The organism is Marinobacterium rhizophilum (assembly GCF_024397915.1).
GTDB classification, from domain to species: Bacteria; Pseudomonadota; Gammaproteobacteria; order Pseudomonadales; family Balneatricaceae; genus Marinobacterium_A; species Marinobacterium_A rhizophilum_A.
The window spans coordinates 937,118-963,628 of record NZ_CP073347.1 but is presented as its reverse complement, the minus strand read 5'-3'; the positions used below and the strand labels follow the sequence as shown (position 1 = coordinate 963,628).

Sequence of the window (26,511 nt, the reverse complement as noted above, 5' to 3'; positions counted from 1 at the left end):
CCCTAGGAGCGCCCCCTGCTTTACCCGATCTTGATCCAGGTGGTTTTCAGCTGGGTGAACTTGTCCAGCGCGTGCAGCGACAGGTCGCGACCAAAGCCGGACTGCTTGTAGCCGCCAAAGGGTGTGCTGAAGTCCAGCGCATCCATGGTATTGACCGACACGGTACCGGCGCGTAGCTTGCGGGCGACGCGGTGGGCGCGGTTAAGGTTGGTGGTCCATACCGAGGCCGCCAGGCCATAGATGGAGTCGTTGGCGATCTGCAGCGCCTGGGCTTCGTCATCAAACACCATCACGGCCGCCACCGGGCCAAAAACCTCATCCCGGGCGATGGCCATCTGCGGCGTCACGCCATCGAAGATGGTGGGTGCCAGCTGGTTGCTGGCTTCTTCGACGCTGCCACCGGTCAGCAGGCAGGCCCCGTCCTGCTGGGCCCTGTCGATATGCTGGCGCACGCCGCTGGCGTGGTTGCTGTCGATCAGGGCGCCGACACGGGTGTCGCTGTCCAGCGGATCACCGACTTTCAGTGCACGGGCCCTGGCGACGAATTTCTCGATAAAGGCTGCGTGGATACTGCGCTCCACCAGGATGCGGGAGTTGGCCGAGCATACCTCACCCTGGTTGAAGAAAATGCCATTGGCGGCGTTTTCCACCGCGGCATCCAGATCGCAGTCGGCAAAGATCAGGTTCGGGCTCTTGCCACCGGTTTCGGGCCACACCTGCTTCATGTTGGATTGTGCGGCATAGCCCATAAACAGCTTGCCGACGGCGGTGGAGCCGGTAAAGGCCAGGCAGTCGACATCCATGTGCAGCCCCAGCGCCTTGCCGACCACTTCACCCAACCCTGTCACGACGTTAAGCACTCCATCCGGCAGACCGGCTTCTTTAGCCAGTTCCGCCAGGCGCAGGGCCGTGAGCGGTGATTGCTCGGCCGGTTTAAGCACCACCGAGTTGCCGCTGATCAGCGCAGGCGCCAGTTTCCAGGCGGCGATATCCAGCGGGAAGTTCCAGGGCACCACCGCCGCTACCACACCGACAGGCTCGCGGGTAATGGTGGCGATATTGTTGCCGTCGGTCGGCGCCACCTCGCCGTAGAGCTTGTCGGCGGCTTCCGCATACCATTCGAAACAGCCGGCCGCGCCCTGCATGTCGATATGCAGCGAGTCCTGCACCGGCTTGCCGACGTTCAGTGTTTCCAGCAGCGCCAGTTCCTCGCTGTTGTCACGGATCAGTGCCGCCAGGCGCTTGATCACCGCCTTGCGCTGCGCCGGCGAGGCATCAGACCAGACGCCCGCCTCGAAGCTGCGCCGCGCCGCCCGTACCGCAGTATCGACATCATCGCTGCTGCAAGCCGCTATCTGCGCCAGCAACGCATTGCTGGCCGGGTTGCGGGTCTCATAGGTCTGGCCAGTGCTGGCGGGCACGAAACGTCCGTCGATCCAGGCCTGGGTACGCAATTCGGTTTTCGCCTGCAGGCTTAACCAGTAGTCTTTGTTCTTGTCCGTCATGGGTGTCTCCTTGAAGTCAGGCAACGGTTCTAGGTTGGTTATTTTTCTTCAGGCGCCGCGGCTGGGTCATGTTTTCCGCACTGAGGATGTCATCCAGCTCCAGTTCGGTTAACAGGCCTTCACTGAGTACAATGTCGCGCACGCTCTGGCCGTTTTCCACTGCCTGCTTGGCGATACGGCTGGCATTTTCATAGCCCAGGAAAGGGTTCAGGGCCGTGATGATTCCGATACTGTTGTTGACCCTGTCCCGGCAATGCTCACGATTGGCGCTGATACCGCTGATGCATTTCTCTGCCAGGGTACGGATGGCGCGGGTCTGTAACTGCAGCGACTGCAGTACATTGAAGGCAATCACCGGTTCCATGACATTGAGCTGCAGCTGGCCGGCTTCCGCCGCCATGGTCACGGTAATGTCGTTGCCAATCACCTGGTAGGCCACCTGGTTCACCATTTCCGGAATCACCGGGTTTACCTTGCCGGGCATGATCGAACTGCCGGGCTGCATGGCCGGCAGGTTGATTTCCTGCAAGCCGGCCCGCGGGCCACTGGAGAGCAGACGCAGGTCGTTACATACCTTGGACAGCTTGATGGCGTTGCGTTTCAACACACTGGAGAAGGTGACAAAGGCGCCCATGTCCGAGGTGGCTTCGATCAGGTTGCGTGCCGCTACCAGCGACTTGCCGGACACGCGGCACAGCTCCTCGATCACCAGGCTGGAATATTCCGGGTCCGTATTGATGCCGGTACCAATGGCCGTGGCGCCCATGTTGACCTCGCGAAAATACTCCACTACATCGCGCATTTCCTCGATATCTTCCTTGAGGGTGGCGTGCCAGCCGCCAAACTCCTGCCCCAGGGTAATGGGCACGGCATCCTGCAGCTGGGTGCGGCCCATCTTGATAACATCGGAAAATTCAACTGACTTGTGTTTCAACTCGTAGCACAGGTCCCCAAGTGCCTGGGTATAGCGCTCGTAGCTCAGCAGAATGCACAGGCGGATGGCGCTGGGGTACACATCATTGGTCGACTGGGACAGGTTGACGTGATTGTTGGGGTGCAGCTGCTGGTACTCGCCCCGCCCGTGGCCCATCAGCTCCAGCGCCCGGTTGGCGATGACTTCATTGGCATTCATGTTGGTTGAGGTGCCGGCGCCACCCTGGATCACATCCACTACAAAGTGTTCGTGCCAGCGCCCGGCGATGATTTCATCACAGGCCTGGCAGATGGCCTTACTGCGGGCGTCATCCAGCTGCCCCAGCCTGCGGTTGGCCAGAGCCGCGGCCTTTTTCACCATCGCCAGGGCAATCACCAGCTTGGGAAAATGCTGCAACGTAATACCGGTGACGGTAAAGTTCTCCACCGCCCGCAGGGTCTGTATACCGAAGTAGGCACTGGCGGGAACATCCCGCTCGCCCAGCAGGTCCTTTTCCCGCCGTGTCGACGCTGGCGTTTGCGCCCCACCGGCCCCCTGAGTTTCACCTGCAGGCATTGCCCCGGCGGGCAGCCTGCTCAGTTGCGCTTGCGAATGGGCCTCGGGAGCCGGCTTGCTGGGGGCTGAAGGTCGCAGCGTATTCTTGTTCGGCTTCTTGCTGTTGGCGTTCATTGGCTACTCCGATGCGTTCTCAACATCGTTGGCGGGTCTTGGGGAGAATCTCGAACGGGTCTGCTCGATGTTTCATGCCACCAGCCTAAAAAGTGCGCCAGTATTTGTAAAATATCTTAAATGTTATAACTGCATTTGTTTTTTATATGCAATAAGGTCGCCCCCCCGGCGCCAGCCAGGATAACGCCTCAGTCGATGAGCAAGCGGTAAAAGCGCTTGTCCTCGAACACACTGCTGGACAAGTCCCGCACCTGGTCCTCCAGCTGCTTGATAAATGCACCTGCCGCCGGCGTCAGGCGGAACTGGGACAACCGCGCCACGCCCATGCGCAGCGGCCGCAGTTTTTCCTTCAGCGGTATGGCCACCAGCTCGGTACCGTCGAACGCCAGGTTGCAAGCCATGGGGCTGTTGAACAGCGTATAGCCAAACCCATTGCCCACCAGACCGCGCACCATGCCGAGGGATTCGGCCTGGTAGGCAAAGTTGGGCTCCAGCTCCAGACTCAGGAACAGCGAATAGAAGTACTCCCGGCTCATGGGCCAGTCGAGCAGCACCATCGGCAACGGCGCCAGCTCCGCCAGGGAGACCTCTGTACGCTGCGCCAGAGGATGGTCCCGCCCCACCACCGCATAGGGAGGAAACTCCATCAGCGGTTCAAACTCGATATCCGCCGGAATCTGCATGTCGTAAGTCAGTGCCAGTTCATAGCGACCATCGTGCAGGCTCTGAATAATGTCCTTCTGGTGCTTTTCGTCACAGTGCACCTTTACCGCCGGGTAGGCATCGACAAAACGCTTGATCAGACCGGGCACCAGTATGGGGGTAAAGGTCGGGAAGCCGACAATGCGCAACGAGCCGGCCACATCGCTGCCCAGAGTGCTGGCGTAGTGCACCAGCCCATCGGCTTCGGCCAGCAACTGCTTGGCCTTGCGCAGGAACTGCCTCCCGGAGGGTGTCAGGGACAGCCCCTGGGCATGGTGACGCACAAACAGCTGCAGGTCGGTCACGTCCTCCAGATGCAGGATGGCTGAGGAAATGGACGGCTGAGACACATGCAGTGCCTCGGCAGCCTTGGTGACACTGCTCATCTCGCCGGCAACGACAAAGTAGCGCAGGTGTTTGAGGGTAAATCGCATCAAGGCTCTCCTGTTTTATCTGTGCTGCCTGGGGTACCGATGCATGGCTCACCGCCGTGCAACCGGGACGCTGCTGCGCGTGCCGGAAGCCGGCATTTGGCTACTGTATCAAAAAATCAAATTCAATTGTTAGGTTAATAATATTTTAACAATGCAGAGTCGCGACATAATCTGTTTCCCAACAACGAAGGCAAGGCATGACCGGCCTGAAACAAACCGCCATCCAGAAGGACACAGACATGACAGTAGAAAAAATAGAAATAGATACGCTTGTGGTCGGTGCCGGTCAAGCCGGCGTGGCGATGAGCGAACACCTCACCCGGCTTGGTGTTCCCCACCTCGTGCTGGAACGCAATCGCATCGCCGAAAAATGGCGCACCGGGCGCTGGGATTCGCTGGTCGCCAACGGCCCGGTCTGGCATGACCGCTTCCCTGGCATGGAATTCGACGAACTGGATCCCGATGCCTTCGCCTCCAAGGAACGGGTGGCGGACTATTTCGAAGCCTATGCGAAAAAATTCAACGCCCCGGTGCGTACCGGTGTGAACGTGAAATCGGTTAACCGCAACAAGAACCGCCCGGGCTTCACCATTGAAACCTCCGAAGGCGTGATTGAAGCCAACCGGGTGGTGGCGGCCACCGGGCCCTTCCAGCGTCCGGTGATTCCACCCATCGCCCCCAAAGAGACAGATATTCTGCAGATGCACTCCGCCGAGTACCGCAACCCCGGGCAACTGCCAGAGGGTGGCGTACTGGTCGTGGGCGCTGGCTCCTCCGGTGTGCAGATTGCCGATGAATTGCAGCGGGCCGGCAAACAGGTCTACCTCTCGGTGGGCGCCCATGATCGCCCACCGCGCGCCTACCGCAACCGGGATTTTTGCTGGTGGCTCGGGGTGCTGGGCGAGTGGGATGCCGAAACCATGCAGCCTGGCAAAGAGCACGTCACCATTGCGGTGAGCGGCGCGCACGGCGGCCAGACCATCGACTTTCGGGCACTCGCTCACCAGGGCATGAAGCTGGTGGGGCTGACCAAAGCCTTCAATAACGGCGTGGCGACCTTCGAGTCCAACCTGGCTGAAAACATTGCCCTGGGTGATGAAAGCTACCTGGCGCTGCTGGATGCCGCCGATGCCTATATTGCGCGCAACGGTCTCGACCTGCCGGAAGAGCCAGAGGCCCGTAGCTGCCTGCCGGACCCGGACTGCATCACCAACCCGATCCTGCAGCTGGATCTGGCCGCAGCCGGCGTCACCTCGATCATCTGGGCCACCGGCTTTGCGGTGGATTACAACTGGCTCAACGTGAACGCCTTCGATGCCAACGGCAAGCCGCAACATCAGCGCGGTGTTTCAACCGAGCCTGGTATCTACTTCGTCGGTCTGCCATGGCTGTCCCGCCGTGGCTCCAGCTTTATCTGGGGTGTCTGGCACGATGCCAAACACATTGCCGGCCATATCGCCACGCAACGCCAGTACCTCGACTACCGCGATGCCGGGCAACGCCAGTCGTAACAACTGTCATAAAAAATCCGGGGGCAGGTGCCATTGCCTGCCCCGGTGCTTGCACTTTATTACACACAATCGCTGGAGCAGGTTAATGCCTACCCATACACGTATTCGCATGTTCAACACCAAGGTTACCTACCCCAACCAGACGCTGGACAATGACCTTTGTCAGGCGGTGCGCGCCGGTAATACCGTTTATGTGCGCGGCCAGGTTGGCACCGATTTCGAGGGCAGACTCGTCGGCCTTGGCGACCCCCGCGCCCAGTCTGAGCAGGCCATGAAGAACGTCAAGCAGCTGCTCGAAGAAGCCGGTTCCGACATGAGCCACATCGTCAAGACCACCACCTACATCACCGATCCGCGCTTTCGCGAGCCCGTGTACCGTGAGGTGGGCAAATGGCTCAAGGGCGTGTTTCCCATTTCCACCGGACTGGTGGTTGCAGGGCTCGCCCAGCCGGAATGGCTGATGGAAATTGATGTCATCGCCGTCATTCCCGATTCGGAGGCCTTATGACCTTTTCCGTCGCAGGCTACTGCCCTGATACCGGCATGCTCGGCTGCGCGATTACGTCGTCCAGCATTTGCGTCACCAGTCGCTGTGCCTGGGTGGCAAGCGGCACCGGTGTCGCCCTGACCCAGAACGTCACCAACCCGGCACTTGGCCCACTGGCCCTGGAGCTGCTACGCGAAGGCCTCTCCCCCTCAGAGGTGCTCAAGGCCCAGGCCCAGGCGGATACCGATGTGCAGTGGCGCCAGCTCGGTGTGCTCAATGCCCAGGGTGACACCGCGACCTTCAGCGGCGCCAAAGCGCTGGGGATCCACGCCACGGCCGAGGGTAAGCACTGCCTGGCCATGGGCAACCTGCTGGCCAACGACGGCGTGCCACAGGCCATGATTGCTGCGTTTGAAAGCAGCCAGGGCCACCTGGCGGAACGCCTGCTGCAGGCACTGGAAGCAGGCCTGGCGGCTGGTGGCGAAATGGGTCCGGTGTACTCCGCGGGTCTGCTAATGACGGCCAAGCCCAGCTGGCCGGTGGTGGATCTGCGGGCGGACTGGCACGACACACCCATCGTCGAGCTGCGTAACCTCTGGGCGCTTTACGAGCCTCAGATGCAGGCGTACATCACCCGCGCCGGCAATCCGTCACAAGCCGAATCCTTTGGCGTGCCCGGCGACGAATAGCCGTTCGACCACAGCACAGCGGCGCGCGGCTGGCTGCCCTGCCTCGCCCCTGGGCGGGGCAAGAGCGCTCTGCCACCTGTATCGAGCGGCCTTCCACTCGGCCTTTGCGGTTGGATTCACACGCAGCCGTTCGATCCGTACAAGGATCTGCACTACATAAATTTTTATAATCCAATTAAAAGAATAAATATATTTTAAGAATCCAGAACTATCCCATAGTCTGAATTCAACACCCGCTAACCTGCCAGGTGCCCCGGAGACTGCATGAACGATGTGATGAATGATGCCGCAACACTGAGTATTTTGCGCCAGCTGATCAGCTTCGATACCACCAGCGCCCGTTCCAACCTGTCACTGATGGCCTGGATACAGGATTACCTGTCTGGCCATGGCGTACAGAGCGACCTGATCTACAACGACGAGAAAACCAAGGCCAATCTCTACGCCACCCTGGGCCCCGCTGGCCGTGCCGGCGTCATGCTGTCCGGCCATACCGATACGGTGCCCGTCACCGGCCAGGACTGGACCAAGGCGCCCCATAGCCTGAGCGAAGAAAACGGTCGGTTTTACGGCCGTGGCACCGCCGACATGAAGGGCTTTATTGCCGTGGCGCTGGCCGCCGTGCCCGCCATGCAGGCCGCCCAGCTGCAGACGCCCATTCACCTGGCTTTATCCTATGACGAAGAAATCGGCTGCGTCGGTGTGCGCCGCATGATCACCATGCTGCAGCAGCATCCGGTCAAGCCCGCCCTTTGCATCATCGGCGAGCCGACAGGCCTGCAGGTGGTCAACAAGCACAAGGGCAAGCTTGCGGCCCGCGTGACGGTGCGGGGCAAGGCCTGCCATTCCGGCATGGCGCCACAGGGCGTCAATGCAGTCAACTATGCCGCCCGCCTTATCAGCTGGCTGGAGCAGCAGGCTAGATTGCGGCAACAGCAGGGGCCCTTCGAAGAGGGCTACGATATCCCCTTCAGCACCGTGCATACCGGCACCGTCCAGGGTGGCCAGGCGCTGAACATCGTACCGCAGCACTGCAGCTTCCTGTTCGAGGTGCGCAACATTGCCAGCGAGAACCCGCGTGACCTGCTGGCCCAGCTGCGCGATCAGGCCGAAAGCCTGGCGCTGGAAATGTGCCAGGTCGATGACAGCTGCGGCATTGATATCGAGATCACCACCGAGTACCCGGGACTCAGCACCGCCGAAAGCAGCGAGGCGATCACGTTTGTACGCCATCTCACAAACTCCGATGCCCCGCTGGGCAACATCAATTTCGGCACCGAAGGCGGGCTTTTCAGCCAGGCACTGCAGATTCCAACCCTGGTATGTGGCCCTGGCAGCATGGAACAGGGGCACAAACCCGATGAATACATCGAGCGTTCGCAGCTACAACAGTGCCAGGCGTTTATGCAGCGCCTGATAAACCGTCTCAGTCCTCCGTAACCCAGCACAAGGAGCCTTTAACCGAGCCCGGCATTGCAGGCTCAATGCAGCAAACCACGCAAAGGCCGATGGCCGGGGTAAAGCTGGCAGGCGTCATTTGACAGTCGACCCGCAAACCGACAACTATAAAAACACCTCAGGAGCTAAACATGTCCGATCAAACAGGTTTTGCCGCGGCCGAGCATTCGCTCGCCGCCGCGACTGAAAAAACAGGCTTCAAACGCATACTGGGCCTTGGATCCCTGCTCGCCGTTGCGGTGGGGCTCGTGGTCTCTCAGGGCGTCATGGTGCTGATGCTGCAGGGCGCCGGCATTGCCGGGCTTGGCTTCATCATTCCGCTGGCACTGGGCTATATTCTGGCGCTGACCTACGTCTACTCCTTCTCCGAACTGTCGCTGATGATTCCCCGTGCCGGCAGTCTCAGCAGCTACACCGAGGTGGCGATCGGCCAGTTCCCCGCCATTCTGGCGGTGTTCTCCGGCTATGTGGTGGTGGCCATGTTCGCGCTTTCCGCCGAACTGCTGCTGGTGGATTTCATTCTGGACAAGATCTACCCCGGCGTTTTCCCGCCCATGAGTGTGGGCTTTGGTCTGCTGGCCATCTTTACGGTACTGAACCTGATGGGCATTGACCTCTTTGCCAAGCTGCAGTCGGTTCTGGCCTTCGTGATGGTACTGGTGCTTTTGATGCTGGGCCTGAGCGCCGTGTTTGGCATCGCCACCCCCCATACCGATGGCATCACCCTGACCGCTAACTGGAACCCCATGGGAGCCGGCGTTATTACGCTGGTTGCACTGGCGATCTGGGGCTATGTGGGCGCCGAATTCGTCTGCCCGCTGGTTGAAGACTCAAAGAACCCGAAACGGGACATTCCCCGTTCCATGCAGCTGGGTGTGACCATTATCTTCGTGACCATCACCATCTACTGCCTGGGTGCGCTCTTCTACATTCCCGCCGATGAGCTGGCCGCGTCCCCGTTGCCTCATTACGACTACGCCAAGGCAGTGTTCGGTGACGTGGGACTGACCTTCCTGGCCATCGCCGCCGTGACGGCCACCTGCAGTACCCTGAATACCTCGCTGGCAGCGATTCCCCGCATGCTCTACGGCATGGCGCAAAATGGCCAGGCATTTCCGCAACTGAAAAAGCTCACGCCGGGCACCAACACGCCCTGGGTCGCGGTACTCTTCGTCGCCGCCGTCACCGGTCTTCCCATGATTCTCATGGGGGACAATCCGGATGCCATCGGCCTGCTCCTGATCTCCGCCGCCATCGCCTGGCTGCTGGCCTACATCATTACGCACGTCAATGTTATCGCGCTGCGTCGCCGCTATCCGAACCTGGAACGCCCCTACAAGACGCCCTTCTACCCGCTGCCCCAGATCGTGGGTATCGGCGGCATGATCTACGCCATCTATTACGCCTCTCCGGCGCCGGAACTTAGCGCACAGATCTTTGGTGCTGCAGGCCTCGTGCTGGGTGTGGTTTCGGTAATCGCCGTGGTCTGGATCAAGCTGGTGATGAAGAAACCGCTGTTTCAACCCGAACCCATCGAGAAAGCCCTAAAGGCCGAATAGCCGGGTGTTTATTAACCTAGCTGGCAAATAGGTTCCCTCCCTATTTGCCAGTCACCCCACACTTTTCACCTTTGAAAAATGGGCGCACGTGCGTATACGTGCTGGATTCTCTCGGGTGAAGGGATGGGGTTCGCATTGGCCTGTGGCCAATGATGAAACATCCCTGTTTCATGTTTTAACCCGCCGGGTTAATAACGCCCTAATGATCAAAGCCGCCGCCCGATACCGGGCCGCGGCTTTTTGTATTGTTTGACTTCAGAGAAGGATTGGACGGAGCAACTTCTGAATAGATATTTTTAATACAAGGAAACCAAAAAACATATTTTACCAATACTACAGATCCCTTTAGTCTTGATTCATATCCAAGCATAAAGAATTAATAACCAGGAGCCTTGTTGAAATGTCTGAACAACAGAAAATCGACATGAAAAAAGTGTGGCAGCAGGACAAAGACCACTACATTCATCCATGGACCGATTTTTCCACCTTCAAGGAAACTGGCTCCATGGTGCTGGCCGACAGCGACAACGTCCATGTCATCGATGGTAACGGTCGCCGCTACCTGGACGGCATCGGTGGTCTCTGGTGCGTCAATATCGGCTACGCCCGCGAGGAAATGGCCGAGGCCGTCGCCGATCAGATCCGTCAGATTCCCTATTTCTCCAGTTTTGGTCATCACACCACGGTGCCGGCGGCACAGCTCGCCGCCAAGCTGGCAGAGCTCGCCCCCGGCAACCTGAACCATGTGTTCTACGGCTGCGGCGGCTCAGTCGCCAACGACACCGCCGTGCGCATTATCCACTTCTACTTCAACCAGCTGGGTCAGAAGACCAAGAAGAAGATCATCTCCCGTATCGATGGCTATCACGGCAGCACCTATATGGCGATGTCGATCACCGGGGTGAAGTTTGACCACATCGGTTTTGATATCGACCAGGAACTGGTACACCACATTTCCTGCCCAAATCCCTACCGCCGCCCGGAAGGCCAGAGCCTGGAAGACTTCTGCAACGAGAAGGTACAGGAGCTGGAGGACAAGATCCTGGAACTGGGGCCGGACAATGTCGCCGCCTTCTTCGCCGAACCCATCATGGGCGCCGGTGGCGTTATCGTGCAGCCTGATGGCTATCACACGAAAATTCTCGCGGTCTGCCGCAAGTATGGCGTGCTCTATGTGTCGGATGAAGTCGTCACCGCCTTCGGGCGCCTGGGCCACATGTTCGCCTCCGAAGACGAGTTCGGCATCGTGCCGGACATCATCACCTGCGCCAAGGGCCTGACCTCAGGTTACCTGCCGCTGGGGGCGACCATCCTCAGCGACGAGATCTACGAAGTGATCAGCAAGCCCCAGGCCGACGGTGCCATCTTCACCCACGGCTACACCTACTCCGGTCACCCGGTGAGCTGCGCCGCCGGCGTCAAGAACATCGAAATCATGGAGCGCGAAAACCTCTGCGGCAACGCCCAGGAGGTGGGAGCCTATTTCGAACAGCAGCTCAAGACCCTGGCCGACCTGCCGATCGTCGGTGACGTGCGCGGACGCAAGTTCATGATGTGTATCGAAAACGTGGCGAACAAGGACACCAAGGAACTGATCAGCCCCGAGGCCAAGGTCGGCAACCGCATTGCCGATCACTGCCAGGCCCGCGGCCTGATCGTGCGCCCGCTGGCCCACATGAACGTACTGTCGCCGCCGCTGACGCTGACCCGCGAGCACGTCGACTTTATGGTCGCCACCCTGCGCGAAAGCATCGAAGTGACCACCACCGAGCTCAAAGCCGAGGGCTACCTCTAACCCCGCCAGCGCGTCCCCACCAGTGCGTCCCTAACAGGCAAGGCCCAGGAACGACAAAGCCCGGACAGCAGTCACTGGCCGGGCTTTCATTTTCGCACCTTGCACCACGCATCACCCTGGCGTTACAGGCAACGCAGCATCGGCGGGTCACCGCCAGGCTGTGCTTTTACGCGAAGCCTGCATCCGGGGCTTCGCTTTTTTTCGGCCTCAGCATCTGAACACCCAGTTTCACGCTTTTCCTTGGCCCTTTTCCTTGGCGCTTATGTTTCCCCACACAAACACAGGCGCCTGACTACAGGCTCAAGGCAAAACTCAGCAACAGGCGCCTGCCGGACTCTATCGGCGAGACGCTGTGCTCATGGAGGTCGGGCCGGAACAGGTAAACTCTGCCAAACAGGTTAAGAATGCAGTTTTCACACTCAAACACTCCGCCGGACGCGGGCTTGACCAGCACGAAATTCAGCTTGTAATAGCGCTTGCCGGGCACCGGATCGACATGCCGCATCACCCTGTGACCGCTGGGATAGTTCACAAGATTGACCGCCAGCCTCGACGAATGGAACAGTACCCTGTTGCTGACCTTGATAACCAAGCCGCTACCTTCCTTGCTGTGAGTTAAAACGGTATTTCGCAACACACCCAGGGCCCGGGTAATCCTGTTGCGCGCAAGCAATGCAGCCGGCCGGCGCATCAATGCCCCTGCCGGCTTGCAACATGCACCAAAGCCTGTGGCAGTGTTTTACTTTTCCCAGGCAAACTGCTCGAACGCCGGATCAACCGGGGTGCTGGCAATGTGGTTGACGTAATTGCTCATCACCTTTTGCGACAGACCCAGGATAATCTCCAGTAACTGGCGCTGTGCGTATCCGGCGGCAAAAAACGCGGCCATTTCAGCCTCGCTCAGGCGGCCACGACTGCGCACCATCGCAAGCGTCGTGTCATGCAGCACCTGCAGTTTTTCAGTCGGCATGGCGGTGCGGTTTCGCAGCGCATCAGTCAGGGCGGGATCAACCTTCATCATGTGTGCGATGCCGGTGTGGGCCGGTACGCAGTAATGACATTCATGCTCAACGTTGATGGTCTGCCACACCACGGTCAGCTCTTCATTATCGAACGAGGTATTCTGGAAGAATCCATGCAGCAGCTGGTAGCCCTCCAGCAGGCCCGGCGCCTCGGCCATCACCGCGTGCAGGTTGGGGATCATGCCAAAGCTCTTCAGGGAGTTCTCCAGCAATGGCTTGCTGTCGGCCGGGGCGGATTCCAGGGTGTGAAGCGTAAAATCGGTCATGATGACTCCAGCTGTATCTTGAAAATATCCTGCCGGGCTGCCCTGTTGACTGGCAGATACCGTGCAATTAAATTGAGCAACCGTTCAAGCTGGAATCACAATAGAACAACTTGAACGGCTGTTCAAGTTGTTTTTGAGCACTGGTCTGGTTTATCTGAGGAGTCGGGCTGTACTGCCAGGCAAACGCTGCTAGAGCTCCGGTTGCTTAAGCAGGCGCAGGGTGTCGCGCATCAGGTCCGCCATCTTGCGATCGGTGCCGGCCAGGCCCCGGGCCCAGTACCAGAGGCATTCCAGCGCATCGCCAAGCCAGCGGGCGCGCATCAGCCCGTCCGCCAGTGGGGCGGCAGCAAGCATCGCAAAGGCCGGCAGCGCGGCGATATCTTCAGCGCGCATGCCACAGCGCTGTACCAGGGCTGCGGCATCGAACCAGGCGCTGCCGAGCGCGGCATACTCCCAGTCCACTACCACCAGTGTGCCCTCGTTCAGGCACAGGTTACCCGGATGCAGGTCATGGTGGGTTAGCACCGCGGGAATCTCCGGCAGCAACGCTATTTCCCGGGCCGCGCGTACTACCAGTTGCTGCAGCGCCCGTTCCATGGGCAGGCCGACCAGCTGGGCGCCATAGCCTGCCAGCAAGGCGTCGTAGTCCATCTGCAGCGCCGGCGCAGACGCCAGCTCCAGGCCCTGCCAGGCCGCCACGGCGTCACGCAGCTGGTGGCGTTGCGCTGCGTCTAGCGGGGCTGCAAGGCTGTCGCCATGCCAGCGCGTCAGCAGCCAGCCGTCGCCATTCGCGGCGCTGGGCTTTGCCGCGCAATGCAATACCCAGGGCGCCCAGGGCTGGCCCTGTACCTGCGCCAGCACGGCGGCTTCACGCGCCCTGTCCACCCCGGGCACCTGTTCAGGCGCGGCATTGACCCGCAGCACCAGCGCAGGCGCCGCCGCGTGGTGATAAAGGCGATTGCTGCTGCCACCGGCCAGGGGCTGCCACTGCGGCGATGTTGAGGAAAGCTCGGGATGCTGTTGCACAAAATCCTGAACGGCGGGGAAAGGCACTGCTTGCATGACGAAAGCTACCGGCTGCGTTAGAATCCGGGCCCATTACAGGCCCACGGTCGGCGCAGTGTACCTGCCATGACCTGCTGCGTCTGCCACCTGCTTCGAAGGATCACCATGAAAACCGCTTTTCGCCTGTGCTCGGCACTGGTACTTTTTCTCAGTCACGCCAGCCAGGCGGCGGACCTGCGTGTCTATACCTACGACTCCTTTGTGTCCGAATGGGGACCGGGGCCGCAGCTGGAACAGGCCTTTGAAGCACGCTGTGGCTGTGACCTGGAATACATCGCGGTGGAGGACGGCGTCAGCATCCTTAACCGCCTGCGGATCGAAGGCGCCAACAACAAGGCCGATGTGATTCTGGGCATCGACGACAGCCTGGTGGTGGATACCCGCGCCACCGGACTGGTGGAGCCCCACGGGCTCGAGATAGGCCCGCTGCGCCAGGAACTGAACTGGCAGGATGACAGCTTCGTGCCATTCGATTTCGGCTACTTCGCCTTTATCTACGACAGCAGCAGGATCAGCACCCCGGCCCGGTCCCTGCGCCAGCTGATCGACTCCGATGCCAGCGTGATCTACCAGGATCCGCGCACCAGCACCCCGGGCCAGGGCCTGATGATGTGGGTCAAGTCGGTGTACGGCGACGAGGCCCCCGCCGCCTGGCAGCAACTCTCGAAGCACACCGTCACCGTCACCAAGGGCTGGTGGGAGGCCTACAGTCTGTTCCTGTCCGGCGATGCCGACTATGTGCTGAGCTACAACACCTCGCCGGCCTATCATGTGGTGGCTGAAGACAAGACCCAGTACCGCGCTGCACCATTCAGCGAAGGCCATGTGGCTCAGATCGAGCTGGCGGCCATCACCCGCACCAGCCAGAACAAGACCCTGGGCCGCGACTTCCTGCAGTTTCTGGTGTCCAGCGAGGCCCAGGCCATTATTCCGGTGACCAACTGGATGCTGCCGGTCATCGACGGGGTGGAGCTGCCGCCGGTGTTTGACCAGCTGATCCAGCCTGCGCGCATTGGCTTTAGCCACGAGGAAGCCGGTGCCTCGCGTCAGCAATGGCTGCGTGAGTGGCGCAGCAGCGCTGCGCAGTAGCACAAGGATGCTTTACGCCGGGCTGCTGGCCCTTTCGCTGAGCCTGGGTGTCACGGGTCTGGCGTTCTACGGCTTGATCGGCTTTGATGGCGCGAAACTGGATACCGGGCTGCTGTCGGATCCGTACTTCCATAGCGTCGTCGGGTTCTCGATCAAGCAGGCCGCACTCAGTGCGTTGCTGGCCGTACTGCTGGCCTGGCCGGTTGCTCGGGCGCTCCACTACAGCCCCGGACTCTGGGGTCGGCGGGGCTTTCTGAGCCTGTGCGTTCTCTGCTTTGTGATGCCGACACTGATCCTGATCACCGGGCTGGTTGCCCTGCTGGGCCGCCAGGGGCTGATCAGCCCCTGGCTCGGACCGGACTGGAACCTCTATGGCCTGCCGGGCATTTTGATCGCCCATCTGTACCTGAATCTGCCCTTCGCCGTGCGGGTACAGCTGTTGCAGCTGCAGCACATACCCGACAACAGCTGGAAGCTGGCCGCACAGCTCAAACTAGGCGCCTGGCAGCGCCTGCGCCTGATCGAATGGCCGGCATTGCGGGCGGGCATGCTGCAGCTGTTCGGCTTTATCTTCGTGCTCTGCTTCAACAGCTTCGCCGTGGTACTGGCGCTGGGGGGCGGGCCGCGGGCCACCACGCTGGAGGTCGCGATCTACCAGTCCCTTAAATACGATTTCAATATTCCGGAAGCCCTGACCCTGGCCTGGACTCAATTGCTGATCGCAGGTGGCCTCTTTTTGCTGCTCAGCCGCCTGGGGGGCAGCGACTGGCTTGGTGTGGACAGCAGCCGTCAGCGCTGGGTCCCCCGGCCCGGCGCGCTGATGACCCCCTTGCACCGGCTGGTTTATGGCCTGGCCACGCTGGCCTTGCTGCTCCCCCTGCTGGCACTGCTGCCGGCTGTACTGCAGGTGGATCTGGCACACTTTGACTGGCTCGCCATCGCCAGGCCCGCACTGATAACGCTGGTCATCGCCGCCCTGGCCGGCAGTGGTGCCCTGCTGCTGGCCTACGCCATGCTGTTGCCGCTGCGCCATGCCAGAGCACGCCAGCGCAGCACCCTGGCGCTGCTATTCGACTGGTTCAGTGTCCATGCCCTGGTGGCACCGGCCATGGTGGTGTCGGTCGGCCTCTATATCCTGTTGCTGCCACGGCTGGACCTGGAGGCCTGGGGGATGCTGTGGGTGATACTGCTCAACCTGGTGCTGATCGTGCCCTATGCGGTGCAGCAGCTGCGCCCCCGGCTGCTGCAGTTTGATCGCCAGTATCACCGCCTGGCGCGCTCGCTCAAGCTGACGCCGCTGGCACAGCTGCGCATCGAATGGCCCTACATGCGCCGTGCCTGCGTCACCAGCTTTGCGCTGATGTTGCTGCTGGCGATGGGGGATGTGGCCATTTTTTCGATTTTCGGCAGCAGCGACTGGACCACCCTGCCCTGGCTGATTTACGGCTATGCCGGCACCTATCGCATGGCAGAGGCCTCGGTGGCCTCACTGCTACTGCTGCTGATTTGCGCGCTGCTGGTGTGGCTGTTTCAGTACTTCGAAAAAGGACGACAGGATGCTTGATATCGAGGATCTGCAGGTAGCGCGGGATGGCCGCCTGCTGCACTACAGCCTGCGGGCGGACGTGGGGGAAATCGTTGCCATCCAGGGGCGCAGCGGTGTCGGCAAGACCACCCTGCTGGATACCATTGCCGGCTTTGCGACAGCCAGCGCCGGTCGCCTCGACTGGCAGGGCACCTCGCTACTGGGACTTGATGCCGCCCGGCGACCGGTGAGCATGCTGTTTCAGGATCACAACCTGTTCGAACACCTGAGCGTGGCCGACAACCTGCGCCTGGGCCTCAGCCCCGTGCTGCCGGAACAGACACTGCAGGACGCCCTTCACAGCCTGGAGATCGCCGGCTTGCTGGGGCGCCGCCCTACCGAGCTGTCCGGCGGGCAACGCCAGCGTGTCGCGCTGATACGCACGCTGCTGCGTCCCGAACCCATCGTGCTGCTGGATGAACCCTTCGCCGAACTGGACCCGCAGAGCCGCCAGCTTGCCACCGACTGGACGAGGCGCACCGCCAGGGACACGCACAAGACCCTGCTGATGGTGACGCACCAGGACGAGGATGTGCAGCAGGTGGCCGATCGCGCCCTGGTGCTGGGTGTCCGCGCGTAACGCACGCGCTTTGGCGTTAATGATCGATCTTGCCGCGCAGGGCCTTGGTTTTGCCCTGGCGGGTTTTGCTGTCGAGCCTGCGCACCTTCGAGCCCTTGGTGGGTTTGGTCGGGCGACGGCTTTTCTGGACCACCATGGCGCCGAGAATCAGGTCCCGCAGCCGGTTCAGCGCGTCCTCGCGGTTACGCTCCTGGGTGCGATGCTGCTGTGCCTTGAGCACCACCACGCCCTCCTTGGTAATACGCGAATCTTTCAGCTCCAGCAGCCGTTCCTTGTAGCCCTGGGGCAACGATGACGCCCTGATGTCAAAACGCAGATGCACCGCGCTGGAGACCTTGTTGACGTTCTGCCCCCCCGCGCCCTGGGCCCTGATGGCATTGAGCTCGATTTCGTCGTCGGGTATGGAGACATGGTTGGTAAGTTTCAGCATGAATGAGGCTTGATCCCGCCGTTGACGATAAATCCGACCACCATACCGATCCCCCGTCGCACTGTCAGCTACCCGCGGTCTGGCTGACGGCGATTGTGCGGTAATTTTTTTCCTGCAAAGGCATCCAAAAACCCGGCAGCGGCGTATCGCTATTCAGGGAGACCCGCGATGGACGAGGGTCAGCCCTTCATTTTTCAGGATCTATAAGGAAGCCCCCATGAAACTGCAAAATAAACACCTCGGCGCCGCGTTTCGTCACAGCCTGGTCGGACTGCTGCTTGCCAGCGCCCCGCTGACCTTCGCCGGTCACACCAACACCCTGCTGACTGCAAGCCTCTCGGGAGATCAGGAGGTTGGCGCCATGGGTGACGCCGATGGCAAGGGTGAGGCTCTGGTGTTCGGTGTCGATGGCGACAGCCAGACCCTGTGCTACGCGCTGCAGGTCTCGGGTATTGACATGGTTCCGGTGGATTCCGGCATGGCCGCCCACATTCATCACGGCAAGCAAGGCAGCAACGGCCCTGTTATCGCAAACCTGGCCGGCCCTGAAGATGGCAACGCGGCGGACTGCGTCAGTGAATACGAAAAAGGCAAGTTCCCGACCCATGAAACCGGCATGGTGGAACGCATTCTGGCTAACCCGGGCGACTTCTACATCAACGTACACAACCCCTCGTACCCGGGCGGCGCCATCCGTGGTCAACTGCAAAAGGCCGGTATGTAAGGCACCTGAGCCCGCAGGTTGTCCTGCGGGCTCCCGGGATTCAGACCGGTGACTAGCCCGCCCTATAGATTTCGGGGCGCGACGCGGTGGCGCAGCACTAGGGTGTGCGAGTCTGGCCTGCCCTGGGCCGGTGCTCGTCCACCGCCACGCCGGTAACGCCCGCGGTCAGCGTAAAGCGCATCGCCTCCTCCATGCTCATGTCGAGCGGGCGTACCGCCGAGCGAGGCATCAGCACCGCGTAGCCGCCGATCATGTAGCTCAGCGGCAGATAGACGAGAACATTGTCGTCTTCACGCACCCCCGCCGGCAGCCGCTCTGGCTGCGCCTGGGTGACGAAACCGATCAGCCGCATGCCGGTGTCCCCGATGGTCACTAACACCACCTGCTCGAATTCCTTGTGGTTTTCCGGGGAAAAGTAGTTGAAAAAATCGCGTATAGCCCGGTAGATCGACTTGACCAGCGGCATCGAGTACAGCAGGGTTTCGGCCATCGAAAACAGCCGCTGCACCAGGTAGGCGTGCATCAGCAAGCCAACGGCAAACATCAGCAGCAGCCCGACCAGCAGCCCCATGCCGGGAACATACAGGCCGGCAGGCAGCATAAGGCGCATCAGCGCACCCAGTGCAACCTCGACCGACACCACCAGCCAATACACCAGGTAGAGCGTCAGGGCGATCGGCACGGTCGTTATCAGGCCCGTGAGCACGTTCCTGCCGAAGAACTTGAACATCCTCCATTTCCCCTGTCTGGCACGGCGGGAACGGATTACACGCCGTTTAGCCTCCTAAGCATAGCCCGTCAGGTTCTTGCCAGCAGTGCCACACCCTGGCGATAGCCCAGGCCGCCATTACCGTGCACCAGGCCGATGTGCTCCTCGCCCTGCAGCAGCCGGTGATGCATGCTGATCAGGGCGTTCAGGGCAGGATTGTTCCAGGCACCGCGCGCCAGGTTCATGCCACCGGTAATGGTGACGCTGTGACGGGCGAGGAAGTCCGGCATTGCATCGAGCACGTCGACCAACCCGCTCACCAGCAAAAACGCCATGGGCACCACGGGAAAGCAGGTATAAGCCTCCAGCAGCGCATCGCCTGCCCGGAACCTGGCGGCGAAGTCGATGCCAGCCATCTCGCAACTATCCCGATAGGCCTGGCGCAGATGATCGTAACCGGCGATCTCGTCGATATAATCGCGCCCATCCCCCGCCAGTCGGCGCAGTCCCACGCCCCTGATTTCAATACGCTCATCCGGGCCGACCCCAAGATCATCGGCCAGCGCAGCGGTGCAGACCAGCAACCGGCCGCTGAAGTCCACCATCGGGTTGGCACAGTCCACCCCGCGAAACAGCCGGGTGACCGGCTCGAACCAGTGCTCAGCCGGAAGGTTGGCGCCAGGCGCATGGCTGGCTTGTGCAAGAAAGGTAGCGCGGTAGTTATCGAACAGGCCACGGGCGAGGTCGCGAAAGCTATCGCTGCTGTGATCCTGGCGCGCCAGAAAACGCTCCGTCAGGTCCGTGTAGGCCTCGGTCAGGGGGTAGTCCGGGCCATAGACCGCCATCAGTCGCAATCGGTCATCACGGCTGTAGCCGCTTTTGATCAGATCCTCCCCCCGAATCAGCACCGCCGGCACACCTTCGCCGATGAGTTCCCGGGCCCTGGACAACGCCTCGATCGGGGCGCAACCGCTGCGAAAGTGATCTTCGGGCTCCGGGCTGTGCCAGTCGGTGCTCAGGGGTTCGATCACCAGTTCACGCAACGCGACACCCCGGGCACGCAGGCGGTCTTCCAGATCCAGGCAATGCTGCAGGGAGCCCTGGTTGTCCTGGGTTCGGGCGGCGGCAACGATCAGGGCTTGGCTCATGGGGTTCTTCCCTTGAAAACGAGCATCGAGCATATCACCATTTACGTTAACGTCAACTTCATACCCCGGATTAACCGGGCAATGACCTTGACTTGGGCCCCGCCCTGAAGGACTGTCGTAGCGGTAAAATACAACAGGGAGTGGAAATCAGTGATTCGATTCGCAATTATGGGCAGCGCCAAAATCGCCCGCACCCAGCTGGCACCGGCCATACTCGAGGCCGGCTACCCCATTCAGGCCGTGGCATCCCGTTCACTGGAGCAGGCCCGGGCCTTTGCCACGGAGGTGGGAGCGAAGCGCTACTACGACAACTACGATGCTTTGTTCAGCGATGACCAGGTTGATGCGGTCTATATACCCCTGCCCAACCACCTGCATGTACCCTGGGCGATCAAGGCCATGGCCGCCGGCAAGCACGTGCTGTGCGAAAAGCCCATCGCCCTGGACAGGGCGGACCTGCAACCGCTGCTCGAAGCCGCGGCCCGCTTCGACGGTACCCTGATGGAAGCTTTCATGGTGTGCCACCACGCCCAGTGGAGTGCCATTCATCAGAAGATTCTCCCCGCCATCGGCGATCTGCGAGCCCTGCATGCGGTGTTCAGCTACGGCCTGACGGATGCCAAGAACGTGCGCAACGTGCCCGAATGGGGCGGCGGCGGCCTGCTGGATATTGGCTGCTATACCGTACTGGCCGGTCGCTGGTGCTTCGGTGCCGACCCTGTCAGGGTGCAGAGCAGCATCGACCTGGATCCCCAGTTTGGCATCGACCGCCAGACCAGTGCCCTGCTCGACTACGGCCAGGGTCGTACCCTCAGCCTGACCGTCTGCACCCAGGCGGCACGCTATCAGCGCCTGCTGCTACTCGGCAGCAAGGGTTGGGCGGAGCTTGAAATCCCGTTTAACGCCCCTAACGAAGGCGTGCGTATCCGCCTGGCACCGGACGGAGGCCTGGGGGCCGGCGAAATCATTGAAATTCCGCCACAAAACCAGTACGCCAGCATGGTGCGCGCCTTCGCCGAGCAGGCGCAATCCGGCAAGGCCTGGAACAACCTGGAGCAGTCCGCCGCCCTTATCCAGGTACTGGACCAGATTCGCACCAACGCCAAGCCCGCCTGATCAGGGGGGCCGACATAGCACCGCAGCAGCGCAGCCGCACTGCCACTCAGCAGGCTACTTCATACAGCTCAAGCGGCAACGCATCCGGGTCACTGAACTTGAGCAGTCCACTGTACTCATCCAGGTACTGGACCAGATTTATGCCAGTGCCAGTGCCGAGCCGGCCTGAGCCACGTACTGATTTCGCCGAGCGACGATAACCGGGTCAACCGGCGACTTCATACAGCTCAAGCGGCAACGCATCCGGGTCACTGAACTTGAGCAGCCCGCTGTACTCATCCAGGTACTGGACCAGATTTATGCCAGTGCCAGTGCCGAGCCGGCCTGAGCCGCGTACTGATTTCGCCGAGCGCCTCGAAGCCTAATCAATCGGCGACTTCATACAGCTCAAGCGGCAGCGAATCCGGGTCACTGAAAAAGGTGAAGCGCTGGCCGCTGTACTCATCCACCCGGATCGGTTCCACGTCCAGACCTCGGGACTGCAGGTAGGCTACCGAACGCTCGATATCCGCCACCGCAAAAGCCAGATGACGCAGGCCGCGGGCTTCGGGGTAACTCGGCCGTGGCGGCGCGGCCGGGAAGGAAAACAGCTCGATACGGCTTCCGCAGGGCAGGCGCAGATCCAGCTTGTAGGAATCGCGCTCGGCGCGGTAATTCTCGTCGATCACCTCCAGCCCCAGCAGGTCGACATAAAAGGCGCGGGAGCGTCGGTAGTCGCCACAGATAATGGCCACATGGTGCGCGCCCTTCAGCCCGGCGCCTGGCGACATTGCAGTCTCAGCTGTCATTCGTCACTCCCTCGTTCAACTACGCCCCCAGAGGCATTGCTTGCCATCACACCGCCCGCAGTGCCTGCCAGCCCTTTTGCAGCCAGGCCAGCAGGTCGGATACTGCCAGCGCGTCCATTCCCGACAAGGCCGGAAGTGCCAGGTCGAGGCTCTGAACCCAGGCACTGGCACCCGGACTGAGCCAGAAGCCCGTGAGGCTCGCGACCAGCAACAGCAGCGTCAGCCCCGGCTGTTGCCAGTCTGTGAGCTTCAGTGCCGTGCCAAAGGAGCGCTTGATACGCATGCCCGCCAAATCCACGCTGTAGATTTCATCCAGCAACAGGTGCACCGTGGCCCCCATCAGCACAAAACCGCCGATGCCCCAGGCCTGGCGCACCTCCAGGGCAAACAGGTGGTAGGACAGCAGCACCGCGACAACGCCAAACAGCAGGTTGGCCAGCAGGCTGTGCAGTATTCCGCGGTGAACGGTCACCCGGGCAAACAGCGCCAGCAGCACGAACCGCACCAGCAGGTAGCCTGCGCATGCCAGCCCCGCCACCTGCCAGGCCGGCAGCGTGGTCATCCAGTAGAATGCCAGCAACCCCGCCACCAGGGCGCCGAACAGCCGGAAGACAATACGCAGGGCCAGGGATTCGTCCGAATCGATATCCGGCAGCAGTCCCCCCAGGGTGCCGGCCAGCCAGTAGCAAAAGGCATCCGCCGGTGTTGCCAGGCCGGTCGCCAGAGCCGCAACGCCCAGCCCGCCGCTGATGACGGTGGCAACCAGGGTATGGGTTTTAAAGTCAGCCATGAGGTCCTGTCAGAATGCGCCAATGTGCGCAAAGTGTGTTACAGGAATCATTTTTTATCAATCACTTAAATGAACTACCAGAAGTATCGCATCAGCTATGCTGCGGGCCCCGATCTTGGCCACGCAGCAACTGCCCTGGAGGCTGGCATGCAGGCGCACCAGTTGCAAAACCTGATCCAGGCTGAGCTGCTCAGTGCCGTCTTGCAGCTGTACCCGGGCGCACGACAGCGTTAGCGGGTACACCCGGCCCTGGCTGTCGATCAGGCGGACACCAGGATAAAGCCCGGCCACAAACGCCTGCGACCGGCATTTTTGGACCCAGTCTTCGCTGCAGGACACAACGTCCAGTTCATCATCGTCCGGGTGCTGCAGCAGTGCCGGATACTGGATATTGTCTGTGCTCATCTCTCGCCTCCTTCACGGCCACCTTGCCCATCGTAACAAACGCCCGAAAGACCATTGAGCTGCTCATCCAGGTTACAAATGTTACAAAGCCCGCGCCGGTCGTTCATTTTCTGTTGATGTCGCTATGGCCCAATCGCAGTCGACAATCCAACTGCCGCTGTACGGCCGCTTGAATCACAAGGCGCACTATGAACAAGAAAACACCTCTCGTCTTTCGGGACATGATTCTGCCCTTTATTCTGCTGACGACCTGCTTCGCCGCCTGGGGCGTGGCCGCCAACATGACGGACCCGCTGGTCAAGGTATTCAGCAAGATCTTCACCATGAGCTCCCTGCAATCCGCCCTGGTGCAGTTCGCCTACTACGGGGCCTATTTCTGCCTGGCGCTGCCGGCTGCCTTTATCAATCGGCGTTTCTCTTACAAGACGGGCGTACTGACCGGACTCGGTTTCGCGGCGCTCGGCGCCTTCATGTTCTATCCGGCCAGCCAGTCGATGGCCTACGGCTATTTTCTCGCCGCCCTCTTTATCCTGGCGGCGGGGCTGTCGATACTTGAAACCTCCGCCAATCCCTTTGTCATTGCCATGGGGCCGGTCGAGAATGCCACCCGCCGGCTGAACCTGGCCCAGGCCTTCAATCCGGTGGGCTGCAATATCGGTGTCTTTCTGGGCGCTGCGCTGATTCTGACCCAGCTCAACCCGGCCACGGCAGAGCAACGCAGCCTTATGTCCAGCACCGAACTGCAGGCCGTTCAGACCGCAGAGCTGGATGCCGTCATGGTGCCCTATGTCGGCATGGCCTGTGTACTGGTACTGATCTGGATCGCCGTGGCCATGCTGCGAATCCGCCCTGCCCGGGAAAAAGTGGTCGCCCACAGCCGTGATGTGCATTTTCGTGCCACCCTGAGTCGCCTGTTCTGCAATCGCCATTACCGTTTCGGTGTGATGGCGCAGTTCTTCAATGTGGGTGCCCAAACCTGCATCTGGACCTTTACCATCCAGTACGTGATGGATGCACTGGCGGTCAATGAGGTCCGCGGCGGGGATTTCCTGCAGTACAGCCTGATCCTGTTCCTGCTTGCCCGTTTTGCCATGACCTGGATCATGGGCTATATCCGTGCCAGCGCCCTGCTGACCGGTCTGGCGGTACTGGCCGCCGCGCTGTGCCTGTTCATGATCATGAGCCCGAACATCGCCGGTGTCTGGGCGCTGGTGGCCATTTCCGGCTGTCTGTCACTGATGTTTCCCACTATCTACGGCGTGGCGCTGCAGGGACTGGGGGAAGATACCAAATTTGGCGCTGCCGGTCTGGTGATGGCCATTCTTGGCGGGGCCATACTGCCGCTGGCTCAGGGCGCGATCATCGATGCCTATGGCAGCGCAGTTTCCTTTATTGTCCCGGCGCTGTGCTTCCTGGTGGTGGGTCGTTACGGTCTGTTCGATCTCCAATCAACCTGTCGCCTGACAGGTGTCAGGTCGCCGGCGGCCAGCTAACAGGCTGGCAACACCCGGCATTGCCGGGTGTTGCCGGGTGTTGCCGGGTGTTGCCGGGTGTTGCGCTCAAGCGCAGGGATGTGGTTTTGCGGGTGTCACAGCGCCATGGCGCCTCACGCCAGCCCATCCTGAAACGTCTGCGATGGCAGACACCTTTTGCAGCCCCGCAAGCAAGTCGCGGAATCTCAACGCATTATCCTGTCGCTAACTTGAAACACTTGCGCCAGCCGCCGGCCCACTTATTTTTTAATCTTTATAATTCAACCGGTTACAAGGACAAACCTGGAAGCTGCAGGCACTTCCCCCCACCCGTGCCCAGGCAAGCCAAAACGCCAGCCAAGCTCGTGCGCAGCCCAAAGAGGGCCGAGCTTTTCATCAAAATCCCTCGGATTTACAACCACCTAGCAGTAACTTCGGAACAACGACGGCAGAGCCTCCGGTTGCTGGTACGCTTTTCGCTTGACCCCTGGTGAACCATCACAGGTTGTTGCGGTGCCTGGCGCCGCCTACCCGAACAATCTGGCGGCAAGGCAGGAGGACATCATGAAAACGAATCTAGCGACCCCGATACTGGCTGCGGCTATCAGTGCCCTGAGCGCCCTGAGCACATCGGCGGCAATGCAGCCGAACACGACTGAGCCTGATCAACAAACAGCAGCACCGGCGCCTGTCACCCCGCTGGAGTCAGGCCTTTTGCAGCCCGAGACCCGAGCGGAGACCACTCTGGCACAGCAAATGGACGCGCCTGAAGCCAGTGTCATGCAACTGACGCCCGATCAGCTCAAGCGTATGACCGTGGTGGACCCCACAGGCAAGGAAGTCGGCAAGGTCGAACAGATCGTGCGCAGCCGGCACGACGAGTCCATAGCGGCGGTGATCTCGTCGGGCGGCGTACTGGGCTTCGGTGCCAGGGAGATCGCCGTGCCCGTCGAAACCCTGGAGCTCGCAGACGAAAAGCAGCTGCTCATCCAGGCATCTGGCGAAGAGCTGCAGACCCGCGGGGACTATGTGTCCGAGGCGTATGTGGAACTTGAACCAGCCGACCGGCCCATCAGCGAGCTTTCGGCGTTCGAGCCGGTATCCGACGCGCCGCAGCAACAGGACTCGAAGATGCCCGGGGCACCGGCACCCGATGCCGGCGCGACCGGTACCACGTACAGCGAAGGTCAGTACTGATGACCCCGTCTGCCTGGCGCGGTGGCGTCCGGCAGACACCGCCGGGATATCCCGAACAGGAGCCATAGCATGCATACCACAATCAGCTTTACCTTTGCGACTGCCGCCCTTGCGCTCTTGCTGCAGGGCTGTGGTTTCCTGGCCGGCACGGCTATCGGTGGTACCGCCGGGTACCTGCTGCACCAGGAAGGCTACGAAGTTCAGTCCCCCGTCACCCATAGCTAGGGGCAAGGCCACAGCCTTCGCTCCCCCATCAGCAAGTCGCCATCCGACTCGTCAGGCCACTCACCGGGCCGCGGCAGCGGTTGATTCCGGCAGTCTTTGAGCGCATCCAGGGCGCTGGCCGATTCCGGGCAGCCCCATCAATAGCGGCACAGCGTCT

Annotated in this window: 26 protein-coding genes; 14 read left to right on the top strand and 12 right to left on the bottom strand. The window is 60.9% G+C overall.

Annotation, left to right across the window (positions count from 1 at the left end; all coding sequences use genetic code 11):
• Positions 1-20: 20 nt before the first annotated feature.
• The 3 genes from KDW95_RS04205 to KDW95_RS04195 form a co-directional block, all read right to left on the bottom strand.
• Entirely contained in the window at positions 21-1,505 is a 1,485-nt protein-coding gene (locus KDW95_RS04205; protein ID WP_255855022.1) for an aldehyde dehydrogenase, read from the bottom strand.
• A 16-nt stretch (positions 1,506-1,521) separates the two neighbouring features.
• On the bottom strand, positions 1,522-3,108 hold the full coding sequence (gene aspA / locus KDW95_RS04200) for an aspartate ammonia-lyase (protein ID WP_370646665.1): 1,587 nt from the start codon (positions 3,106-3,108) through the stop codon (positions 1,522-1,524).
• Positions 3,109-3,296: 188 nt separating this feature from the next.
• Positions 3,297-4,244 carry a LysR family transcriptional regulator gene (locus KDW95_RS04195; RefSeq protein WP_255855021.1) on the bottom strand — a complete coding sequence of 316 codons (948 nt, stop codon included), beginning with the start codon at positions 4,242-4,244 and terminating at the stop codon, positions 3,297-3,299.
• A 239-nt stretch (positions 4,245-4,483) separates the two neighbouring features.
• Here KDW95_RS04195 and KDW95_RS04190 point away from each other — a divergent pair, with 239 nt between their 5' ends.
• The 6 genes from KDW95_RS04190 (at position 4,484) to KDW95_RS04165 (ending at position 11,743) form a co-directional block, all read left to right on the top strand.
• Complete coding sequence (locus KDW95_RS04190) at positions 4,484-5,755, top strand: flavin-containing monooxygenase (protein ID WP_255855020.1); 1,272 nt, start codon at positions 4,484-4,486, stop codon at positions 5,753-5,755.
• A gap of 85 nt (positions 5,756-5,840) precedes the next feature.
• Positions 5,841-6,263: a RidA family protein gene (locus KDW95_RS04185; protein WP_255855019.1), complete on the top strand. Its 423-nt coding sequence runs from the start codon at positions 5,841-5,843 to the stop codon at positions 6,261-6,263.
• Positions 6,260-6,931, top strand: a complete 672-nt coding sequence (locus tag KDW95_RS04180; protein ID WP_255855018.1) for a DUF1028 domain-containing protein — start codon at positions 6,260-6,262, stop codon at positions 6,929-6,931. The genes KDW95_RS04185 and KDW95_RS04180 overlap by 4 nt, the downstream gene beginning before the upstream one ends.
• A gap of 264 nt (positions 6,932-7,195) precedes the next feature.
• Entirely contained in the window at positions 7,196-8,371 is a 1,176-nt protein-coding gene (gene argE / locus KDW95_RS04175; RefSeq protein WP_255855017.1) for an acetylornithine deacetylase, read from the top strand.
• A gap of 149 nt (positions 8,372-8,520) precedes the next feature.
• Entirely contained in the window at positions 8,521-9,948 is a 1,428-nt protein-coding gene (locus tag KDW95_RS04170; RefSeq protein WP_255855016.1) for an APC family permease, read from the top strand.
• 400 nt (positions 9,949-10,348) lie between these two features.
• Positions 10,349-11,743, top strand: a complete 1,395-nt coding sequence (locus KDW95_RS04165) for an aminotransferase (RefSeq protein WP_255855015.1) — start codon at positions 10,349-10,351, stop codon at positions 11,741-11,743.
• A 292-nt stretch (positions 11,744-12,035) separates the two neighbouring features.
• Here KDW95_RS04165 and KDW95_RS04160 read toward each other — a convergent pair whose 3' ends face one another.
• The 3 genes from KDW95_RS04160 to KDW95_RS04150 all read right to left on the bottom strand — a co-directional run bounded on the left by KDW95_RS04160 (position 12,036) and on the right by KDW95_RS04150 (position 14,093).
• Complete coding sequence (locus KDW95_RS04160) at positions 12,036-12,434, bottom strand: hypothetical protein (RefSeq protein ID WP_255855014.1); 399 nt, start codon at positions 12,432-12,434, stop codon at positions 12,036-12,038.
• A gap of 48 nt (positions 12,435-12,482) precedes the next feature.
• Positions 12,483-13,031: a carboxymuconolactone decarboxylase family protein gene (locus KDW95_RS04155; protein WP_255855013.1), complete on the bottom strand. Its 549-nt coding sequence runs from the start codon at positions 13,029-13,031 to the stop codon at positions 12,483-12,485.
• A 189-nt stretch (positions 13,032-13,220) separates the two neighbouring features.
• A complete protein-coding gene (locus KDW95_RS04150; RefSeq protein WP_255855012.1) occupies positions 13,221-14,093 on the bottom strand; it encodes a phosphotransferase in 873 nt (290 codons plus the stop codon).
• Positions 14,094-14,201: 108 nt separating this feature from the next.
• Between KDW95_RS04150 and thiB the strand changes: the two genes are divergently transcribed.
• From thiB to KDW95_RS04135, 3 genes are read left to right on the top strand one after another with little or no spacing between them, the layout of a single operon-like run.
• Positions 14,202-15,185, top strand: coding sequence for a thiamine ABC transporter substrate binding subunit (gene thiB, locus KDW95_RS04145; protein ID WP_255855011.1), 984 nt, complete (start codon positions 14,202-14,204; stop codon positions 15,183-15,185).
• Positions 15,157-16,749: an ABC transporter permease subunit gene (locus KDW95_RS04140; protein WP_255855010.1), complete on the top strand. Its 1,593-nt coding sequence runs from the start codon at positions 15,157-15,159 to the stop codon at positions 16,747-16,749. The genes thiB and KDW95_RS04140 overlap by 29 nt, the downstream gene beginning before the upstream one ends.
• Positions 16,742-17,350, top strand: a complete 609-nt coding sequence (locus tag KDW95_RS04135; protein ID WP_255855009.1) for an ATP-binding cassette domain-containing protein — start codon at positions 16,742-16,744, stop codon at positions 17,348-17,350. Before KDW95_RS04140 ends, KDW95_RS04135 begins: the two co-directional genes overlap by 8 nt.
• A 16-nt stretch (positions 17,351-17,366) precedes the next feature.
• On the opposite strand, the gene arfB is transcribed toward KDW95_RS04135, so the two are convergent.
• Complete coding sequence (gene arfB / locus KDW95_RS04130; protein WP_255855008.1) at positions 17,367-17,780, bottom strand: alternative ribosome rescue aminoacyl-tRNA hydrolase ArfB; 414 nt, start codon at positions 17,778-17,780, stop codon at positions 17,367-17,369.
• A gap of 217 nt (positions 17,781-17,997) precedes the next feature.
• Here arfB and KDW95_RS04125 point away from each other — a divergent pair, with 217 nt between their 5' ends.
• Positions 17,998-18,504 carry a CHRD domain-containing protein gene (locus KDW95_RS04125; protein ID WP_255855007.1) on the top strand — a complete coding sequence of 169 codons (507 nt, stop codon included), beginning with the start codon at positions 17,998-18,000 and terminating at the stop codon, positions 18,502-18,504.
• 97 nt (positions 18,505-18,601) lie between these two features.
• On the opposite strand, the gene KDW95_RS04120 is transcribed toward KDW95_RS04125, so the two are convergent.
• Together KDW95_RS04120 and KDW95_RS04115 are read right to left on the bottom strand one after the other, a co-directional pair.
• On the bottom strand, positions 18,602-19,234 hold the full coding sequence (locus KDW95_RS04120; RefSeq protein ID WP_255855006.1) for a DUF502 domain-containing protein: 633 nt from the start codon (positions 19,232-19,234) through the stop codon (positions 18,602-18,604).
• A gap of 68 nt (positions 19,235-19,302) precedes the next feature.
• Positions 19,303-20,361, bottom strand: a complete 1,059-nt coding sequence (locus KDW95_RS04115) for a hypothetical protein (RefSeq protein WP_255855005.1) — start codon at positions 20,359-20,361, stop codon at positions 19,303-19,305.
• Between the two features lie 150 nt (positions 20,362-20,511).
• Here KDW95_RS04115 and KDW95_RS04110 point away from each other — a divergent pair, with 150 nt between their 5' ends.
• On the top strand, positions 20,512-21,477 hold the full coding sequence (locus tag KDW95_RS04110; protein WP_255855004.1) for a Gfo/Idh/MocA family protein: 966 nt from the start codon (positions 20,512-20,514) through the stop codon (positions 21,475-21,477).
• 365 nt (positions 21,478-21,842) lie between these two features.
• On the opposite strand, the gene gloA2 is transcribed toward KDW95_RS04110, so the two are convergent.
• From gloA2 to KDW95_RS04095, 3 genes are read right to left on the bottom strand one after another with little or no spacing between them, the layout of a single operon-like run.
• Positions 21,843-22,265, bottom strand: coding sequence for an SMU1112c/YaeR family gloxylase I-like metalloprotein (gloA2, locus tag KDW95_RS04105; protein WP_255855003.1), 423 nt, complete (start codon positions 22,263-22,265; stop codon positions 21,843-21,845).
• Between the two features lie 46 nt (positions 22,266-22,311).
• Positions 22,312-23,055 (bottom strand): metal-dependent hydrolase, encoded by a 744-nt coding sequence (locus KDW95_RS04100; protein ID WP_255855002.1) that lies wholly within the window; start codon positions 23,053-23,055, stop codon positions 22,312-22,314.
• Positions 23,056-23,112: 57 nt separating this feature from the next.
• Positions 23,113-23,460 (bottom strand): DUF4144 domain-containing protein, encoded by a 348-nt coding sequence (locus KDW95_RS04095; RefSeq protein WP_255855001.1) that lies wholly within the window; start codon positions 23,458-23,460, stop codon positions 23,113-23,115.
• A 188-nt stretch (positions 23,461-23,648) separates the two neighbouring features.
• Between KDW95_RS04095 and fucP the strand changes: the two genes are divergently transcribed.
• The 3 genes from fucP to KDW95_RS04080 all read left to right on the top strand — a co-directional run bounded on the left by fucP (position 23,649) and on the right by KDW95_RS04080 (position 26,354).
• Positions 23,649-24,953 carry an L-fucose:H+ symporter permease gene (fucP, locus tag KDW95_RS04090; RefSeq protein ID WP_255855000.1) on the top strand — a complete coding sequence of 435 codons (1,305 nt, stop codon included), beginning with the start codon at positions 23,649-23,651 and terminating at the stop codon, positions 24,951-24,953.
• Positions 24,954-25,496: 543 nt separating this feature from the next.
• Positions 25,497-26,129 carry a PRC-barrel domain-containing protein gene (locus KDW95_RS04085; protein WP_255854999.1) on the top strand — a complete coding sequence of 211 codons (633 nt, stop codon included), beginning with the start codon at positions 25,497-25,499 and terminating at the stop codon, positions 26,127-26,129.
• Between the two features lie 69 nt (positions 26,130-26,198).
• Entirely contained in the window at positions 26,199-26,354 is a 156-nt protein-coding gene (locus KDW95_RS04080) for a hypothetical protein (protein ID WP_255854997.1), read from the top strand.
• Positions 26,355-26,511: the final 157 nt, after the last annotated feature.